14 protein-coding genes are annotated in these 16,586 nt (G+C 69.7%); 5 read left to right on the top strand and 9 right to left on the bottom strand.

Annotated elements, in window-relative coordinates; genetic code table 11:
* Window positions 1-68 precede the first annotated feature (68 nt).
* The 3 genes from ED92_RS04790 (at window position 69) to ED92_RS04780 (ending at window position 3,550) form a co-directional block, all read left to right on the top strand.
* On the top strand, window positions 69-785 hold the full coding sequence (locus ED92_RS04790) for a CTP synthase (RefSeq protein WP_037333362.1): 717 nt from the start codon (window positions 69-71) through the stop codon (window positions 783-785).
* A 72-nt stretch (window positions 786-857) separates the two neighbouring features.
* Window positions 858-2,120: an MFS transporter gene (locus ED92_RS04785; RefSeq protein ID WP_037333358.1), complete on the top strand. Its 1,263-nt coding sequence runs from the start codon at window positions 858-860 to the stop codon at window positions 2,118-2,120.
* A 293-nt stretch (window positions 2,121-2,413) separates the two neighbouring features.
* Window positions 2,414-3,550 carry a diguanylate cyclase gene (locus ED92_RS04780; protein ID WP_235213192.1) on the top strand — a complete coding sequence of 379 codons (1,137 nt, stop codon included), beginning with the start codon at window positions 2,414-2,416 and terminating at the stop codon, window positions 3,548-3,550.
* Between the two features lie 339 nt (window positions 3,551-3,889).
* On the opposite strand, the gene ED92_RS04775 is transcribed toward ED92_RS04780, so the two are convergent.
* From ED92_RS04775 to ED92_RS04750, 6 genes are all read right to left on the bottom strand, one after another.
* The gene (locus ED92_RS04775) at window positions 3,890-4,417 is read right to left on the bottom strand and encodes a YbaB/EbfC family nucleoid-associated protein (RefSeq protein ID WP_037333353.1); all 528 of its coding nucleotides are present in this window, start codon (window positions 4,415-4,417) and stop codon (window positions 3,890-3,892) included.
* Window positions 4,414-4,743, bottom strand: a complete 330-nt coding sequence (locus ED92_RS04770) for a type VII secretion target (protein ID WP_037333351.1) — start codon at window positions 4,741-4,743, stop codon at window positions 4,414-4,416. The genes ED92_RS04775 and ED92_RS04770 overlap by 4 nt, the downstream gene beginning before the upstream one ends.
* On the bottom strand, window positions 4,740-6,740 hold the full coding sequence (locus ED92_RS42875; RefSeq protein WP_037333347.1) for a WXG100 family type VII secretion target: 2,001 nt from the start codon (window positions 6,738-6,740) through the stop codon (window positions 4,740-4,742). Before ED92_RS42875 ends, ED92_RS04770 begins: the two co-directional genes overlap by 4 nt.
* 11 nt (window positions 6,741-6,751) lie before the next feature.
* Window positions 6,752-7,162 carry a hypothetical protein gene (locus ED92_RS04760; RefSeq protein ID WP_037333344.1) on the bottom strand — a complete coding sequence of 137 codons (411 nt, stop codon included), beginning with the start codon at window positions 7,160-7,162 and terminating at the stop codon, window positions 6,752-6,754.
* A gap of 30 nt (window positions 7,163-7,192) precedes the next feature.
* Window positions 7,193-8,044, bottom strand: coding sequence for an ESX secretion-associated protein EspG (locus tag ED92_RS04755; RefSeq protein WP_037333340.1), 852 nt, complete (start codon window positions 8,042-8,044; stop codon window positions 7,193-7,195).
* Between the two features lie 180 nt (window positions 8,045-8,224).
* Window positions 8,225-11,164: an AAA family ATPase gene (locus tag ED92_RS04750; protein WP_037336019.1), complete on the bottom strand. Its 2,940-nt coding sequence runs from the start codon at window positions 11,162-11,164 to the stop codon at window positions 8,225-8,227.
* Window positions 11,165-11,636: 472 nt separating this feature from the next.
* Between ED92_RS04750 and ED92_RS04745 the strand changes: the two genes are divergently transcribed.
* Complete coding sequence (locus tag ED92_RS04745) at window positions 11,637-12,731, top strand: S1 family peptidase (RefSeq protein ID WP_037333337.1); 1,095 nt, start codon at window positions 11,637-11,639, stop codon at window positions 12,729-12,731.
* A 74-nt stretch (window positions 12,732-12,805) separates the two neighbouring features.
* Here the strand turns inward: ED92_RS04745 and ED92_RS04740 are convergent, their stop codons facing one another.
* A complete protein-coding gene (locus ED92_RS04740; protein ID WP_016330736.1) occupies window positions 12,806-13,210 on the bottom strand; it encodes an SsgA family sporulation/cell division regulator in 405 nt (134 codons plus the stop codon).
* A gap of 206 nt (window positions 13,211-13,416) precedes the next feature.
* Window positions 13,417-13,890 carry an Lrp/AsnC family transcriptional regulator gene (locus ED92_RS04735; protein WP_037333334.1) on the bottom strand — a complete coding sequence of 158 codons (474 nt, stop codon included), beginning with the start codon at window positions 13,888-13,890 and terminating at the stop codon, window positions 13,417-13,419.
* A 193-nt stretch (window positions 13,891-14,083) separates the two neighbouring features.
* On the opposite strand from ED92_RS04735, the gene ED92_RS04730 reads away from it, so the two are divergent.
* On the top strand, window positions 14,084-15,082 hold the full coding sequence (locus tag ED92_RS04730; protein WP_037333331.1) for a beta-ketoacyl-ACP synthase III: 999 nt from the start codon (window positions 14,084-14,086) through the stop codon (window positions 15,080-15,082).
* On the opposite strand, the gene ED92_RS04725 is transcribed toward ED92_RS04730, so the two are convergent.
* The gene (locus ED92_RS04725) at window positions 15,069-16,547 is read right to left on the bottom strand and encodes an adenylate/guanylate cyclase domain-containing protein (RefSeq protein WP_037336012.1); all 1,479 of its coding nucleotides are present in this window, start codon (window positions 16,545-16,547) and stop codon (window positions 15,069-15,071) included. The two genes, ED92_RS04730 and ED92_RS04725, sit on opposite strands and share 14 nt — an antisense overlap.
* Window positions 16,548-16,586: the final 39 nt, after the last annotated feature.

The following is a 16,586-nucleotide window of genomic DNA, read 5'->3' as shown; positions in this document are numbered from 1 at the left end:
GTATCGCTTATGAACACAGCAAGGATCATCGTTGGCGCTGAACTCGGTTCACGGGTCAGGATGGCCGCATGACACAGACAGCCCGGGTCGCCCTGGTCGGCGACCGCTCGGACGGCGTCCGCTCCCACGTCCGCATCCCGATGCTCTTCGAACGGCTCGCCGAACGCGACGGCCTCGAACTCGACGCCTACTGGATCCCGACGGACGCCGTCGGCGACCTCACCGGTTTCGACGCCGTCTGGCTGGTGCCCGGCAGTCCTTACCGGTCCGAATCCGGTGCGATCGAGACCGTGCGCGCCGCCCGCGAGAACGGCATCCCATTCCTCGGCACCTGCGCCGGTTTCCAGCACGCGCTGCTGGAATTCGCGCGGAACGTCTGCGGGCTCGACGGAATCGGGCACGCGGAGAACGCGCCGGACGCGGAAGAGCGGTTGATCGTCCCGCTCGCGTGTTCGCTCGTCGGGCACGAAGGCGCCGTGCATGTCACGCCGGGCACCCTGGCGGCACGGGTTCTCGGGGCGGAGCGTTCCGTTGAGCGGTACCACTGTTCGTACGGTCTCGACGCCCGGCACCTGGACACCTTGGCGGCGAACGGGTTGATCTTCAGCGGATTCGACGCCGATGGCGACGCGCGGATCGCGGAACTGCCGGAGCACCCGTTCTTCCTGGCGACGCTGTTCCAGCCGGAACTCGCCGGCGACGGAACCCGGCCGCATCCGGTCGTCCGCGCCTTCGCTTCGGCCGCCGTGGAACACGCGAAGTTGACTGTCCACAGTGGACGCTGATGGTCGACGTGGGCCGGATGGACGCTGACACTGCGGAAGTGATCGACTACCGTGAGCCAAGGGGAGGGGCTCATGGAGAAGGGGGATTCCGCTCGGGGCACCGCGTTCAAGGCCGCTTTCGCGGTCGGCGAGTTCCGTGCGTTGTGGGCGGCCGAGGCGCTTTCGCAGGCCGGTGACCAGCTGGCCAGGGTCGCGTTGTCGGTGCTGGTCTGGGAAAGAACGGCGTCGGCGGGGTTGACCGGGCTCACCTACGGCCTGACGTATCTGCCGACGCTGATCGGCGGCACCCTGTTCGCCGGATTGGCGGACCGGTATTCGCGACGGACGGTGATGATCGTCTGCGACCTGGTGCGCGCGGCGGTCGCGGCGCTGATGGCCGTTCCGGGGATACCGCTGCCGGTCCTTGCCGGACTGCTGGTGATCCTGACGATGGCGGGCGGTCCGTTCCGGGCGGCGCAGCTCGCGTTGCTCCCGGACGTCCTCGAGGGAGACCGATACGTCGCCGGGCTCGCGGTCCGGACGATCACCATCCAAACGGCACAGCTGGCCGGATTCGGCGGCGGCGGACTGGTCATCGGGCTCGTGACGCCCTACTGGGGACTGGTGATCGACGCGGTGACCTTTGTGGTCTCGGCGCTGCTCGTCTCCGTCGGAGTGCGCCGCCGGGGGCCCGCCACCACGGAATCTTCGGTGAAAAGCCGTGTGGCGCGGGCTTTCAGTGGCGAAGGCGCCAAGGAACTGTGGCAGGGCAAGGGAATCCGGGTGCTCTTCGGGTTGAAGATGCTCGCCGGGTTCGCCATCGCGCCGGAAGGGCTCGCGGCGCCGCTCGCCGTCGGGCTCGGGGCGGGCAGTTTCGCGGTCGGTCTTATTCTCGCGGCCGATCCGATCGGTTCGGTAATAGGTTCGTGGATCTTCACTAAATGGGTTCCGGCGCGACGGAAAACGCGAATCGTCGGCATTCTCGCCATCGCATCCGTCGTTCCTTTGGTGTTCCTCTTCTTTCGCCCGTCCTTGCCCGTCTGCCTCGCGCTGATCGGGCTCAGCGGGGCCTTCGCGGCGCCGTACCACCTGCAGGCGGTCGCGTTGATGGCCCGCGCGGTGCCGGACGGCGTCCGGGCGCAGGTGATGGGGCTGACCTCGACGAGTTTGGTGACCGTGCAAGGAATCGGGATCATGCTCGCGGGCGGTCTCGCCCAGCTGACCGGTCCGTTCGTGGCCGTCGGGGTGGCCGCGACGGTGGCCGTCGCCTCGGCGGGACCGATGGCGATGGCGTGGAAACGCGCCATCGCCACCGGCCCCGATGTGTGGCTCCCGGCCGGGAGCCGAACCGGCTGAATCGGTGGGATCAGTCCTCGCGACCGTTCATGATGGTCCTCCCTCCCACTGCTCCATCTGTGTGTTCCGGAAATGACTCGAGCCACCCTCAGTACTACCTCGGATACATTGAATTGTGCACGGAAGGGGGACCGGTGACGATGATTATGGGGGAAGTTGAACTCGCCGGAGAAGGGGCCGGCACACGTCTGAGAGCCAGGGTCCGACGCTGGGAATTATGGTCCGGACCACGCGGTGTTCCCGCGGTTTTTCTTGTGGTGGAAGGCCTCGCGGCGGCAGTCGCCGTAATCGCCTTGCTCCGATCGAACTACGACACTACGGAATTCGTCCGATTTGGATCACTGCTCGGCCTCGCTGTTCTGCAGGCCGAGCTTTCGCGTTCGGTGGAACGGTTGCGGCGCACGCTGTGCGACCGGCCGCATATCAACATGACTTCGGTGTGGACGTTCGCGGGGGTGCTCGTCCTGCCGTCCGGGCTCGCGCTCGCCCTCGGTTTGCTCATCTACCTGCATCTTTGGTTCCGGGTGTGGCGGGGGATGAGCCACCGCCCGGCCTACCGCGTCGTGTACTGCGCGGCGGCGATCGTGATCTCCTGCCTGGCCGCGGGGGCCATCGTCGCCGGCTGGAACGGACTGCCCGTCGGGTTCGCCGGCTCGCTGAAGATCGTCGAGGCGGCGGCGGTGTTCACCGTGGTCAACGCGTTCATCGTGGCGCTCTCGGTGTACCTGCACACCGGGGCCCGCTCCCTGCGGTCGCTGTTCGGCACCGGCGACGACAACCTGCTGGAGGTCACCACCCTGGTGCTCGGGACCTCGACCGCGCTGGGCATCGTGCACACCCCGGCGCTGGTCCCGTTCGTGCTGCTCCCGGTGCTGGTGCTGCACCGCAGCGTGCTGGTGCGGCAGCTGGAGATCGCGGCGAACATCGACGGCAAGACCGGCGTCCTGAACGCGCACGCGTGGCACGCGCTGAGCGAACGGGAGCTTTCGCTGGCGGCGAGGGCGAAGAGCAAACTCGGCGTGCTGATGCTCGACCTCGACCACTTCAAGCAGGTCAACGACGTCTACGGGCATCTCGCGGGCGACGTCGTGCTCAAGGTCGTCGCGAAGACGATCTCCGAGCACGTACGCGACTACGACTCCGTCGGACGCTTCGGTGGCGAGGAGTTCGTCGTGCTGCTTCCCGGGGCGACGGAGACCGAGGTGCTGCCCGTGGCCGAGCGGGTCCGCCGGGCGGTGATGGCGATCGAGGTCGAGGTCGCGACCGCGTCGGGGCCCCGGGTCGTGCGAGGGCTTTCGGTGTCGATCGGCGCGGCGGTGTACCCGTCGGGTGGGACGGTGCTGGAGCGGCTGCTGCACGTCGCGGACTCCGCGCTCTACCAGGCGAAGAACAGCGGGCGGAACCGCGTGGTCTCACTCGCGGCCGCCTGACCGGCTCGTGAGTGGTGAGGACGGGAAGGGCCCGTTGGTCAAAGGTCCGTGAAGGCCTCCTTGCCTACCCTCAAGGTAGGGAAGGAGGCCTTCACGGACTTCAGGGGCGAGCCGCGCTGTGCCGCCTGAGGCCGTTGGTGTCCACAGTGGTCACTTTCCGGACAGTGAACGCCTGCTTTGTGCCGGTAAGTCCGGTTTCGCGCGGGGTCGTGAGTGGCAAAGAGGGTTAGAACGACCATCGCCACTCACGACCCCCACGCAATACCGCGCAAAGTGCCCAAAACAGACGCCTCCCTCTCGGAAAGTGTCCTTTTTGGACGGTCCAAGGAGCGCGAAGGGCTACCAGGGCGAGTTCTCCTCGTCGTCCGGCGCTTCGTGACGCCGTTCCCGAGGTGCCTGCGGCGGAGGCGGAGCGTCAGCCGCGGACGCCGGAGGTGCGGGCGGCGGCGGAGGCGGCGGCTCTTCCTCTTCGATCTCGGGGAAGCGGCTGCGCAGGGTGCCGATCATCAGCGCCCTGGTCTCCTGGTCCTCGTCGCCGAGCGATTCCTGCATGACCTCGGCGACCTGGCCCGCGATCCCGGCCTGCGCCTGGTGCATGGTCCGCAGGATCGCCCGCGACAGTTCCTCCAGCGGGTACGTCCTGGCCTTGTTCCCGAACTCGATGTCCGTCACGCCGCCGTCCGCCCCGACGGTGATCTTCACGGCGCCGTCGGAGCTGGACGCGGTCAGCCGGAGCTGCTCCGTCCGCTCCTGTGCGGCCGCGTACCGCTGGGCCTTCTCTTCCAGCCCGGCGGCCCATCGCTCCATTTTGCGCTGGGCCTCGTCCGGGTCCAGCATGAGCTCGCCGAGCTCGTTCGCGCCGGTCACTTCTTTCCTCCGATGTCCAAGGCGGAGAAGTCCGCTTTGAACGGTTCCGCGTTGGTCTTGTCACCGTCTACATAGGACTTGGCGGCGGTGCGGACGTTGTCGGCCGTCGCCTGTATCCCTTCCACGGCCGCCTTGATCGTCTCCGCCGCGCGTTCGCCCGCCGGGTTGACGATCGGCGGCAGGAACGCGCACAGCAGGCCGTACGCGTCCGCCGACATCGCCGAACCGGTCGCGGCGTGCGCGGTGTTCAGCCGGTCCACGAGCCCGTCGAGATGGCTCGCGTGCGCGGTCAGGTCGTCCGGATCGACCTCGAACGAGGCCGTCACTTCCAGTCCTTGTTCTTCCAGTCGCCGATCACCGGCGGCGCCACGACCTCGTCGGCCGCGAAGAAGGACGGGTCGTCGGATTCGACGTAGTCGGCGACCTTGTGCTCCTTGTCGTCCTGGCCCTGACCCTTGCCGGCGCCGGGGGCCATCCCGCCCATCGGCCCCATGCCGCCGGGGGTACCGGGCTTGCCGCCGGAGGCCGCCGCACGGGCCGCGGCCGCTTCGGCGTCCAACGCGCCCGCGCCGACGGCACCGCCCATGCCGAGCGAGCCGGACGCCCGTCCGGCGCCACCGAGACCGCCGCCGCCCGCGCCACCCGCACCGGTACCGCCGCCGCCGAAGCCACTGGTCCCGCCGGTGCCGCCACCGCCGGGGATGTTCGGCATGCCGAGTTTGGGCGCGTTGTACGGCGTGCCCTTGTACGAGTTGCCGTCGGGGAACGAGGGGCCGGTGAGCCGTTCGCCGATGCCGCCGGGCCGCGGAATGGGCGGGATGTTCGGCATGACCGGCCTCGGCCCGCCGCTGGTGGGCCCGTTGGGCCCGTTCGGGAGGGGGATGTTCGGCGGCGTGAACGGAAGACCACCGCCGGGCCGCGGTCCGCCGCTTTCGGGGATCGGGATGTTCGGCGGGGTGAACGACGGCGGCGAAACGGACGGGGGCGTGTAGCCCGTCGTGCGCGTGGTGTCGTCGATCTTGGGCATGTTCGGGAGGCTGGGTCCGGACGACGCGGCGGGCTTGTAGGTCTCGCCGCCGGTCGGTCCGTTGGGGATGTTGATGTTGGGCATGGTCGGGCTGGAGCCCGGGCCGCCACTACCGGGACCACCGCCGCCGGGGAAGCCACCGGGACTTCCGCCAGGACCTCCGCCCGGTCCACCACCGGGGCCGCCGCCCGGTCCGCCGCCCGGTCCGCCGGTCGGCGAGTTGAACGGCGACACACCGCCGGGACCACCGGCCCCGCCCTGCGGCGTCCCGTCCATCGAAGCGACGAGGCCGTCCGGGCGCGTCCGGTCCGAGGTCGCGCTGAACGGGCTGAGCTGCCCGTCGGCGCCTTCGGGCGACATGCGGTCGCGAAGCGTGCCTGCGGGCGAACCCGCGCCACCGCCGGCGGGAGTGCCCTGCAGCTGCCTGGTCGCCGACGCCAGCTTCGGCGGGGCGGGGAACGCCGGGGTGGCGATCGCCGAGCCGACCGTGGTGTCGAAGTCGGTCATCACCTTCGCGGCCTGGTCCCGCGCGTCCTGCTGCTTCTTGAAGGTGCTGAGATCCTTACCGAGCTGCGCCATGTAGACGTACGGGTCGGTGATCTTTTGCAGGTTGGCGTTGGCCTCCTGCACGCTGAACGCCACCGGCGGGTTCGCCGCCATCTGCTTCTGCGTCTCGTTGAGCGTCTGCGAGTGGATCTGCTGCTGCCGCCCGGCCAGCGTCGCGCCGTTCGCGGTCGAGCCGAGCCATTTGCCGACACCGGCGAGGTGCTCGCGAGCCGCGTCGCCGCCCTCGCCCTCCCAGTTGGCCGTGCTCGCGCTGATCGCCTTCGCCAGGTTGCGCTGGTGCGAGGCCAGGTCGTTGCCCGCCCGGATCCACTCTTCGGAGGTCTCGGCCACCGCTGCCGGATCCGCGTTGTCCGCGATCGCGGTCTGCATCTGCTCGTGGGTGGCGTTCGCCCAGACCGTGGACGGCGGCTCGCCGGGCTTGCGGATGTCCAGGTTCTTGTCGAGACCTTCGCGCGCCTTCTCCAGCTGCCCCTCGTACATCTTCTGCGTGAAGATGTCCTTGATGCCGCCGAGCGCCTTGTCACCCCAGCCGAGGATGTTGAAGAGGAGGTCCGTCCCGGCCGAGGCCCCGGCCCGGATCTCGTCGCCGGAGGCGGCCTCGTCCGCCAGCGGTCCGACGTAGTAGTCGGACGACGAGTCGGCCGTCGGGTCGTAGTTCGGGTCCAGCTTGTCGTAGTCGGGCGAGTTCGGGTCGGAGACCTTCGCCGTCTTCTCCTCGGATTCGGTCACAGGTCTCTCCTTCAGATCTCGGTGTCGATCCGCTTCAGGTCACGCTGGTTCTGCGTGTCGCGTTCCCGGTAGTTCCGCTGGGCGAGCTCGATCGCCTCGATGTAGGTCGGGAACTCGGCGCGAGCGGCCTGGAGCTGGGTGAGCAGACCTTGCGCGTCCGTCGCGGTGCCGTGCATGTGCTCGGACACCCAGCGGGCGGTCGCGGTGGAGCTCATCGGAGGTGACTTCTGCAGCTTGGTCAGCGCGCTCCAGCGCTCTTCGAGGCTGTCGATCACACCCTGGAGCGAACGGATCATCTCCTGGCCGGTGGTCTCGTCGACGGCGAAGCCGCCCTGTTTGGCCATCTCCTTCAGCCGTGCGCCCGCGAACGCCACCTTGCGCGCCGCCATCATCGGCTGCAGTTCTTGTGCTTCCTCGGTCAACGGAGGGTCCTCTCGCCGGATTCAGGAAGGTCAGTAGATGTCCGCGATGGCGTCCCGGATCGCGTTCGCCACGCCCGATTGACTGGCCGGGTCGTAGTGGCCGATCACGGCGCCGGAGGTCTCGTCGGTCTCGGTCCGGATCAGGTACCGGCCGTCTTCGGTGTCGAGCCAGCTCAACGGTGTCGACCGGAGCCGTTCGCCGCGGCGGCCGATCCCGCTCACGATGATGTAGCCGCCGCCGAGGCGGGTCCCGGACAGCACCCTCTCCAGGACCTCGACGTCGCTCTCGTCGTTGCGCGGCGCCGGGGCCTCCGGCCGGGCACGGACGACGCCGGTGAACTGGAGGTTGCCGAACGCGTCGGTCTCTTCCTCGTCGAACTCGGCTTCGGCCTGGCGGCGCGCGGCCATCGCGGAGACGGCGCGCTCCTCCTTCTGCACGAGCGTGCGGCGGCCGGTCGACGCGGGGCGCATCCGCGGCAGCACCCCGGAGAGGACCTCGACCAGCTCCTCGTCGTCGAAGAGCGCGAACTGCAGGAGGTCTTCGCCGTGGGCCTGCGTGATGCCGAGCGCCTGCCTGCCGTCGGTGAGCGCGAGGACGGCGATGTCCTGGCCGATACCGTCGATACCGTTGATCGAAACGGTGATCCGGTGGTTCCCGAGCAGCTCGAACGCGGTGCGGACGGCCTTGTTCAGCTCGCCGTTGATCGACAGGCGGCGCTGTTCGAGATCGGTGTAGACCTTCCGGATGATCGCGGCGTACCGCTCCGGGTCGATCGAAGTGTTCTGGACGCGCAAGGGAAACAAGCGGGCATCGACGCCAAGCGCCCGCCCGACCACTGTCGCCTCGACCGTCCCCAGCGCGAAATCGGCTCGCTCAGCCATGCTTCTGCGCTACTCCCTCACGGGGTCGGGCCCCGACTTTGTTAATGGCCAAAACAAACTAGCACAGCGCATGAACCTACGGAACCATACGTACACCGCTGAACCCGATGGAATGGATCACCATGCCCGATCGGGCACTTTTCTTGCCCCTAAAGGAATAACGGCCTGTTCACCGGCGCGTTACCGGTCGGCCGTCGCGGGGGCGTAGGTCGTCATCCGGCGGGCCACGTCGGTCCGCGAACGGGCACCCAGTTTCCGCAGGACTTTCGCGACGTGCTGTTCGACCGTACGCGGCGAAAGGAACAATCCGTCCGCTATCTCTCGATTCGTGCGTCCGTCGGAAAGCATGCGCGCGACCTCCAGTTCGCGGGGCGAGAGCTCCTGGCCGTAGCCGCGCCGCCCGCGCTGCGAAGGTGCCCACGCGCCGTGTTCCCGGAGCAGGTGGCGGCAGCGGCCGGCGTCCCTGGTCGCGCCGAGCCGCTCGTAGGCCTCCGCGGCCGCCGCGAGTTCCTCGATCGCCTTGCGGTCGCCCGCGTCGAGACGGCCCCCGGTCAGGCGGCCCGCGGTCAGACGGCACAGCGCCGCACGCTCGCGGGCACCGATCGCCTGATAGGGCATCGGCAGCGCTTCGTAACCGGCCGCGGCCTCGTCGAAAACCGTTGCCGCGGCGGGATGTTTGCCGCGCGCGTCGAGCAGGATCGCCCGGCCGGCGAGCAGCGCGACCCGGGAGACCGGCGAATCCTTGCCGTCCACGCCGCGGGCGAATTCCTCGACCACGGCGTCCGCCTCCGACCAGCGCCCGGCCCGCGTGTAGGCCTCGGCCGCGGCGGGCACCAGCGCCGCCGCCCACACCCAGACACCCTTGCGCCGGGCCGCCGCGACGGCGTTGTCGGCCGCCGCGCACGCCCCGTCGACGTCGTCCGTCGCGAGGAGCACCCGGATCAGGACGCCGGCCGCCGAGAGGACGACCGGGATGGGCCCGTGTTCCGGCGCGTGCACGCTCGCCGCGACCAGATGTCGTTGCGCGGCGGCGAATTCCCCGCGCACGGCGGCCAGACCGCCGAGGACGAGCGAGCATTCCATGACGATCGGGCCCAGGTCGGGATAGCCGTCGCGAAGCTGTTCGGTGGCCTCCGCGAGCCCGGACCAGTCGCCGCGCACCCAGTCGAGCCGGACCCTGGTGCCTTGCGCGAGCCCGGCGGCGTAGAGCGCGCCCGCGTCGGACGCGCGGCGGATCCCTTCCGTGACCAGCTTTTCCGCCCTCGCCAGATGTCCGGCCCAGGACTGCGCGTCGGCGAGGTTGCACCACATCCTGGCCAGCTGGACCCGTTCGGCCACTCCGCCGCCTTGATCGGCCAGTTCGGTGAACTCGGTCCAGGCCGAGCCGTCGCCGATATGAGCCTGGGTGGAGATCCGGTCACCGAGCAGCGCGAGGCGCAGCTCCGGGTCTTCGATCCGGTCGAAGACCTCGCGGGCCCGATCCATCCAGACCTCGTGCCAGGACAACGGGGTCAGCCCGTCGATGGGCTGGGCGAGCAGGTTGATCCCGCGCGCGGCCAGCTCCGGCTCGTCGACCAGTTCGGTGATCGCCTTCTCCACCTCGACCCGGCCGCGGGCGAGCCGCCCGATCGTGCGGACCAGCAGCATCCCGAGGCTGAGCCGGATCGTCCCGCGCACGCTCGGGCGCAGGTCGGTGAGGTCTTCGAGGATCCGCTCCAGCGTCTCGATGACGTCCGGGCGGAACCCGCGCAGCGCGACCTGGCTGAGCTTCGTGGCCAGCCGCGCGATGTCGTCCTCGCCGAGTCCCGCCTCGGCCAGCACGGACTGGAGCAGGTCGATGGCGCGTGAGGTGTCGCCGTGGGCGATGGCCTCGTCGGCGGCGGCTTCGGCGTAGTGGCGCCATTGCCCGGTCCGGCCCGCCGCGCGCGAATGGTTCGCCAGCAGGGTCAGCGGCGGGGCGGGCTGCTCGGCGAGCACCTTGATGGCGCGCGAATGCAGCAGAGTCCGTTCCGGGCCGCTGATCGTGTCGTAAACGGCCTTGCGGGCCAAGGGATGCCGGAAGCCGTAACGGTCGCCGCCGAGTTCGCCGAGCACTCCGCCGTCCAAAGTGGACAAGAGGGCGGTGCGGAGGGCGTCGCCGTCGAGGCAGGCGAGTTCGCCGATCACGGCCGGTTCGGAGGGGACGGCGAGCACCGCCGCCGCGCGGGCGAGCCGGACGGCGGGTTCCGGCAACGCGTCGAGCCGTTCGGTGATGGCCTCGCGCAGGGAGATCGGGACTTCGAGGCTTTCCAGCAGCCGGTCGCCCAGCACTTCGCCGATCGGCAGCCGCCCCGCCGCGTCCCGCAGCGCCCGCAGGGTCTCCTCGACCACGAACGGGATCCCTGCGGTGCTTTCGTGGAGCTTCGCGGTGAACGGCGCGGAAACCCTCGGCAGGTCCAGCAGTTCCTCCGCGAGCTTCCCGACGGCGTCGAGATCGAGGGGGCCCAGCGTCACGCGGGCGGTCTGGACGTTCGGCGGGGTGCGGAACGGGATGCCGGCACCGTGTGCGGAGGGGGAACCGGTTCGGTAGGCCGCGACGACGGCCAGCTCGGCGGGCATCGCGGCGGCGAGGAAACGCAAGAGGTCGCGGGTGCCTTCGTCGGCCCACTGGAGGTCGTCGATCAGGACGAGCGCGGGCCCGCAGGCGATCAGGAGTTCACGGACGGCGCGGAACTGGCGGTGGCGTTCGGCGCACGGGTCGGCGAGCGGTTCCGGTTGGGGCGGAAGGCTTTCCGCCAGTTCGGGCAGCAAGGGTCTCAGTACCCCGGCCACCGGGCTGAGCGGCCCGAGCGGCCGGTCGCCCGCCGAGCGCAGCGCTTCGAGCACCGGCCCGAACGGGAACGGTTCGCGCATCGGCTGGCAGGCGCCCGAAAGCACCCGGGCGGACGCGAACTCGCGACGTCCGGCCAGCTCTTCGAGCAGCCTGCTGCGGCCCATCCCGGGTTCGCCTTCGATCAGCACGACGGCGGGACGGCGCAGCAGGATCTTCACGATCGCCGAGACCTCGACGTCGCGGCCCACTAATGCCGTCGATCCGGCGCGGACCGAAACCGAGGTCGGGCGAGGGGTGGCAAGCCACATCATGCGCTCCTCGGTGGGGAGTTCCCGCTGAGCCCGACACGATCTTGTGCGTTGTCCTGCGGAGCCTAAGCACTGCCTACCGGGTCGTAAACCACCCAACACGGACACCCCGGGCACCCCCTGAGGCCGTTCGGGGACGCAGAGTCACCGGTTGGCTGACGGATCATCGGTTGGAAAATCACCGGGCACCCGAAACGTCGGCCACCAACCCGATTCGGCGATTCATCCCACGTTCAGGGGGTGGAAACGACTACGCAAGGTATTCGCTCGAAACCCTACTTACGGACGTGTCCGTCCGGGTGCCTGCTCTAGGTGGCCGCCCGTGGAGCAGGCGATTCGGTTCCCGAAGAATGGGTATACCTATCCCGCGCCGACCCGGATTGCGGCCTTCCCCGGAGTCCAGAACCCTCACCCGTCAGGGGAGGGCCATCGCATGGCGAACCGGAGCCGTGCGTGATGACGAGGGAGAAGCATGAAGATCACGAAGCTCCTCGGTGTGGCCGCCACGGCAGCACTGGCCACCGGCGCGCTCGTCACGGGTACCCCCGCGGCAGCGACCTCGGACACTCTGCTCAACGCCGGAATGGTTCCCGCCCTGCAACGGGACCTCGGCCTGACCGCCGACCAGGCGCTCGCCCGGATCCAGAGCGAGACCGCCGCCGGCACGCTCGAACAGGCACTCGCCGCCACGCTCGCCGGCAGCTTCGGCGGCGCGAGCTACAACGAGGCCACCGGCAAGCTCCGCGTCGGCGTGACGGACGCGGCGAAACTCGGCCAGGTCCTCGCCAGCGGCGCGGAAGCCGAACTGGTCCGTTTCTCGGCCGCCCAGCTCGATTCCACTGTGGACAAACTGAACGCGAGTGAGCGCGCGGCGGACGGCGCGATCACCGGCTGGGGCGTGGACACCAAGACCAACCGGGTGACGGTGAACGTCCTGCCGGGCAAGAGCGGCGTCGTCGACTCGTACCTGGAGAAGGCCAAGGTGGACAAGGCCGCCGTCGCGGTGGTCGAGACCACTTCGGTGCCGACCCTCAAGTACGACGTCCGCGGCGGGGACGCCTACTACATCAACAGCTCTTCGCGGTGCTCGATCGGCTTCTCGGTCAACGGCGGCTTCCTCACCGCCGGGCACTGCGGCCCGGGCACGGTGACCGGCTCGAACCGCGTCGCGATGGGCTCGTTCGCCCGCGTCAGCTTCCCGACCAACGACTACGGGCACGTCCGGGTCAACAGCAACTGGACGCCGCGCGGCATCATCAACAACGGCACCCGGGTGAGCGGCTCGACCGTCGCCGCCACCGGCGCTTCGGTCTGCAAGTCGGGCTCGACCACCGGCTGGACCTGCGGCACCGTCGGCGCCAAGAACCAGACCGTCCGCTACGCCGAAGGCACGGTGTACGGCATGACCGCCACCAACGTCCGCTCGCAGGCCGGCGACTCCGGCGGCTCGTTCATCGCGGGCAACCAGGCGCAGGGCATGCTGTCCGGCGGCAACAGCTCGGTGACCTACTTCTTCCCGGTCCGGCCGGCGTTGTCCGCGACCGGGACCTCCCTGGTACTGGGCTGACACAGGACGAAGGGCGGACCGAGTGCCTCCAGCGCACTCGGGCCGCCCTTCGTTTTCGTGCCGCGGGAAAGTTTTCAGACGTTGCTGATCTCCTCGATCAGCGCTTCGACGTCGAAGTGCTCGCTCTCGGACCCGAGCGGGACCAGGTCGTAAGTGGACTCGAGGAACGTCTCCACGTCCTCGCGCTCCAGCTCGAACGACGCATAACCGTCGGGTGACTCGATTTCGAGCGTCAGCATCGCCTCGTCCTCGGAGAGGTCGGGGCGGACGCGGACGTCGCCGAGCCCGGCCGGATCGGTGAGGCCGGTGACGAGCAGCTCACGCGCGAAGGTCCACTCGACCCACCGGCCACGCTCGGTCCGGAACGACACGGTGACCGCGAACGGTTCGCCGGCGTGGAAGGACAGGCGGGAGAGAACGGGCGTGCTGCTGTTGTTCAGCAGAACGAACTGGCTCTGGTGAATTGCGTCGGTGTGCACGGCCACTCCTCAGTGCTCTCGTGGTTCGCGCGGCGCGAACTTTTCGTCTCGGGGAGGAGATGGCCGGGCACGGGCCGGATGACGCGACTGTCGCGACGTTCACGCTATCGGCTGCATATGTCCATAGTGGTGTAACGCCGGGCACAGACCCCTTGCGTTCGGGCCGATACCCGTGGTGACGAGGTCAGGGAGTCCTTTTTGGACCCTCAGGGCTCCAGTGGCAGGGACAGCCCGGTCTTCACCCGGTCCATCGCCACCGACGTCGTGAAGTGCCGCACGTTCGGGTTGTCGAAGAACATCCGCCGCGTGAAGGTCTCGAAATCCGCCATGTCCCGGCAGGTCACCACGAGCACGAAGTCGGCGTTGCCGGTGACGTAGTAGCACTGCTGGACGTTGTCGTCCGCGAGCACCTGGCGGCGGAACCCGTCGAGCACCGCGAGGTTCTCCCGCTCCATCTCGACCATCACCACGAACGTCATCGACAGCCCGAGCGCCGCCGGCGACAGCACCGCGACCTCGCGTTCGATCACCCCGGCCTCGCGCAGCCGCTTGATCCGCCGCTGCACGGCCGCCGCCGACAGGCCCACCTTCGCCCCGATGTGCTCGGCGATCGTGCGGGCGTCGGACTGCAGGCAGGCGAGGATGGCGACGTCCAGGCGGTCGAGGTCGGGTGTGTGCACCAGGTCAGGCTAACCGGACCGCTCTCCCCGGCGCCTGTTCTTTGATCGCGCCCCCGCGCGGCGTCGGTCACGCCAGGGGTGAAGGTGAGAATTCTTTGAATTGTGACCCGGAACACAACTGACGGGTCTACTGAATGGTAGCGCTTACAAGTGAATGGCAGACCTCTCATTTCCCCCGCGAAAGGATTTCTTGGTGCCCTCATCTCAGGCGGCCGTTCTCGCCGGTCTCGGCTCTTGGCTGCCTCCGCGCGTGGTGGGCAACGAGGAGATCGCCCAGCGGCTCGACACCTCCGATGAGTGGATCCGCTCCCGGACCGGCATCGCCGAGCGCCGGGTCGTCGATCCGGGGACGTCCACTGTGGATCTCGCCGTCGAGGCGGGACGACGGGCGTTGGCCTCGGCGGGGGAGACCGAGGCGGACGCGGTCGTGCTCGCGACGTCGACCGCCGACCAGCTGTGCCCGGCCAGCGCGCCGCAGGTCGCGACGAAGCTCGGGCTGAACGGTGTCGCCGCCTTCGACGTCAACGCCGTGTGCAGCGGGTTCGTCTACGGGCTCGCCACCGGCGCCGGGCTGGTCGCCGCCGGTGTCGCGCGGCGGGTGCTGGTGATCGGCGCCGACGTCTTCACCTCGCTCGTCGACCCCGAAGACCGCGGCACGGTGCCGATCTTCGGCGACGGCGCGGGCGCCGTCCTGCTGCGCGCGGGCGACCCGGACGAACTCGGCGCGCTCGGCCCGTTCGACCTGCACAGCGAAGGCGAACTCGCCGAACTGCTCTGGGTCGAGGCCGGTGGCGCGAAGAACCGCCGCTCGGACGACCCACGTGACCACTATCTGGTGATGCAGGGCCAGACCGTCTTCCGGCACGCCTGCGCGCGGATGGCCGAGTCGGCGCGCGCGGTGGTCGGCGCCGCGGGCTGGATGGTCGGCGACATCGACCGGTTCATCGGGCACCAGGCGAACATCCGCATCCTGCAGACCTGCGCGAAGCAGCTCGGGCTCGCGGAGGACGTGATGTACTCGAACATCGAGAAGGTGGGCAACACGAGCGCGGCGTCCATCCCGATCGCGCTGGCCGACGCGGCCAAGGACGGCGCGCTCCAGCCGGGGCACCGCGTCGTGATGGGGGCGTTCGGGGCCGGGCTGACCTGGGGTTCGACGCTGCTGCGCTGGCCGGACGTCATTCCGGGCTGAGCGCCGCCCAGGCGTGTGTCGGTTCCTGACGCCCGCGAAGCTCCAGTTCCGCGTACGGCTCCCAGTGCGAGCGCTCGCTCTCCAAGGCCGCTTTGAGCACCGCTTCGCTCGCCAGGATCCGGCCGTCGGCGGCTTTCGCGTACTCGGTCAGGCGCGCGGCCTCGTTCACCGCGTCGCCGATGACGGTGTACTCGAACCGGCTGCTGGTGCCCAGCTGACCGGCGAAGACCCGGCCGCTCGCGACCCCGATGCCGAGGTCCAGCTCGCCGGTCTCCTGGACCGCGTCCCGGATCGCCCGCGCGGCCGAAAGCGCGGCCGTCGGCGCGTCCGCGAGCCGGGTCGGGGCGCCGAAGACGCAGAGCGCGGCGTCGCCCTGGAACTTGTTGACCAGCCCGCCCCGCGCCCCGACCGCGTGCACCACGCTGGTGAAGAACCGGTTGAGCATCTTCACCAGGTCTTCGGGCGGGGTGCGGCTCGCCAGGGCCGTCGAATCGACGACGTCGACGAACAGCGCCGTCACCTCGCGCACGTCACCCGAAAGGGAGGCGCCGTACTCGAGCGCGTGCCGGGCGACCTCGTCCCCGACGTGCCTGCCGAAGAGGTCCCGCATCCGTTCCTGCTCGCGCAGCCCGGCGGCCAGGTCGTTGACCGACGTCTGCAGCAGGCCGATCTCGCTGGAGTCGTCGACCTCGACCACGACCTCCTTGTTGCCGCGGGCGATCTCGTCGAGCGCTATCCGCAGGCGGTGCAGCGGGGTCGCGACGGCCTTCGCGAGCAGGCCCGTCCCGATCGCGCCGACGCCCAGCCCGATCACCGAAAGCATGATCAGGCTCGCGACGTGGTCGCCCTGGCCGAGATCCGGCGGCGTGGCCACCAGCAGCACGCCGAGGAACGGGACCCCGCTCGCCAGCGACCAGGTGACGACCACCCTGGTCAGCACGGTGACCTTGAGCGTCCCCTTCGGCGGGGTCACCTTGAGCGCGATCGTCATCACCGGCCGGGCGACCCATTCCGCGGCGAGATAGGTGAGGCCGACCGTGGTCAGCCCGCCGAGCCCGATGACCAGCGCCATGCCGAGCGCGTCCATCCAGGACCCGAGCACTCGCGCGAGTGAACCGAGCACGATCGTGCCGATCAGCCAGAGCGTGCCGCTCACGATCCCCATGTCGACCGGGAGCCGGAGGGCGCGCTCGGCCTCGGCCTTCGTCGGCGGGCGGCCGAAGACGAACCAGACCGCCGTGCGCCGCTGCAGCCACGCCGTCCACACGGTGCCGACGATCAGCGACAGCGCCACGATCCCGGCCGCGGTGACGCCGAGGATCCAGCCGCGATCGCCGACCTCGCTCGGAAGGCCCTGCAGGAGCAGCAGCAACGCCACGACCCCGGCGCCGCACACACTGGATCCGACGCCGAGCGCGGCGAAGCCGAGACTGGTCCTGAGCACCAGCCGGAACCGGCTCGACATCGTCTTCGCGCGCACCCGGTGATCGTATGACCTCCGGCG

Source organism: Amycolatopsis sp. MJM2582, assembly GCF_000754115.1.
Classification (GTDB): Bacteria; Actinomycetota; Actinomycetes; order Mycobacteriales; family Pseudonocardiaceae; genus Amycolatopsis; species Amycolatopsis japonica.
This window is presented reverse-complemented; position numbering and strand designations above follow the sequence as displayed.

What these genes read in the sequence shown, in the direction of transcription:
- ED92_RS04790 (WP_037333362.1), top strand. Translation starts at nt 69, where the DNA reads ATGACACAGACAGCCCGGGTCGCCCTGGTCGGCGACCGCTCGGACGGC.
- ED92_RS04785 (WP_037333358.1), top strand. Translation starts at nt 858, where the DNA reads ATGGAGAAGGGGGATTCCGCTCGGGGCACCGCGTTCAAGGCCGCTTTC.
- ED92_RS04755 (WP_037333340.1), bottom strand. Translation starts at nt 8,044, where the DNA reads ATGGCTGAGCGAGCCGATTTCGCGCTGGGGACGGTCGAGGCGACAGTG.
- ED92_RS04750 (WP_037336019.1), bottom strand. Translation starts at nt 11,164, where the DNA reads ATGTGGCTTGCCACCCCTCGCCCGACCTCGGTTTCGGTCCGCGCCGGA.
- ED92_RS04745 (WP_037333337.1), top strand. Translation starts at nt 11,637, where the DNA reads ATGAAGATCACGAAGCTCCTCGGTGTGGCCGCCACGGCAGCACTGGCC.
- ED92_RS04725 (WP_037336012.1), bottom strand. Translation starts at nt 16,547, where the DNA reads ATGTCGAGCCGGTTCCGGCTGGTGCTCAGGACCAGTCTCGGCTTCGCC.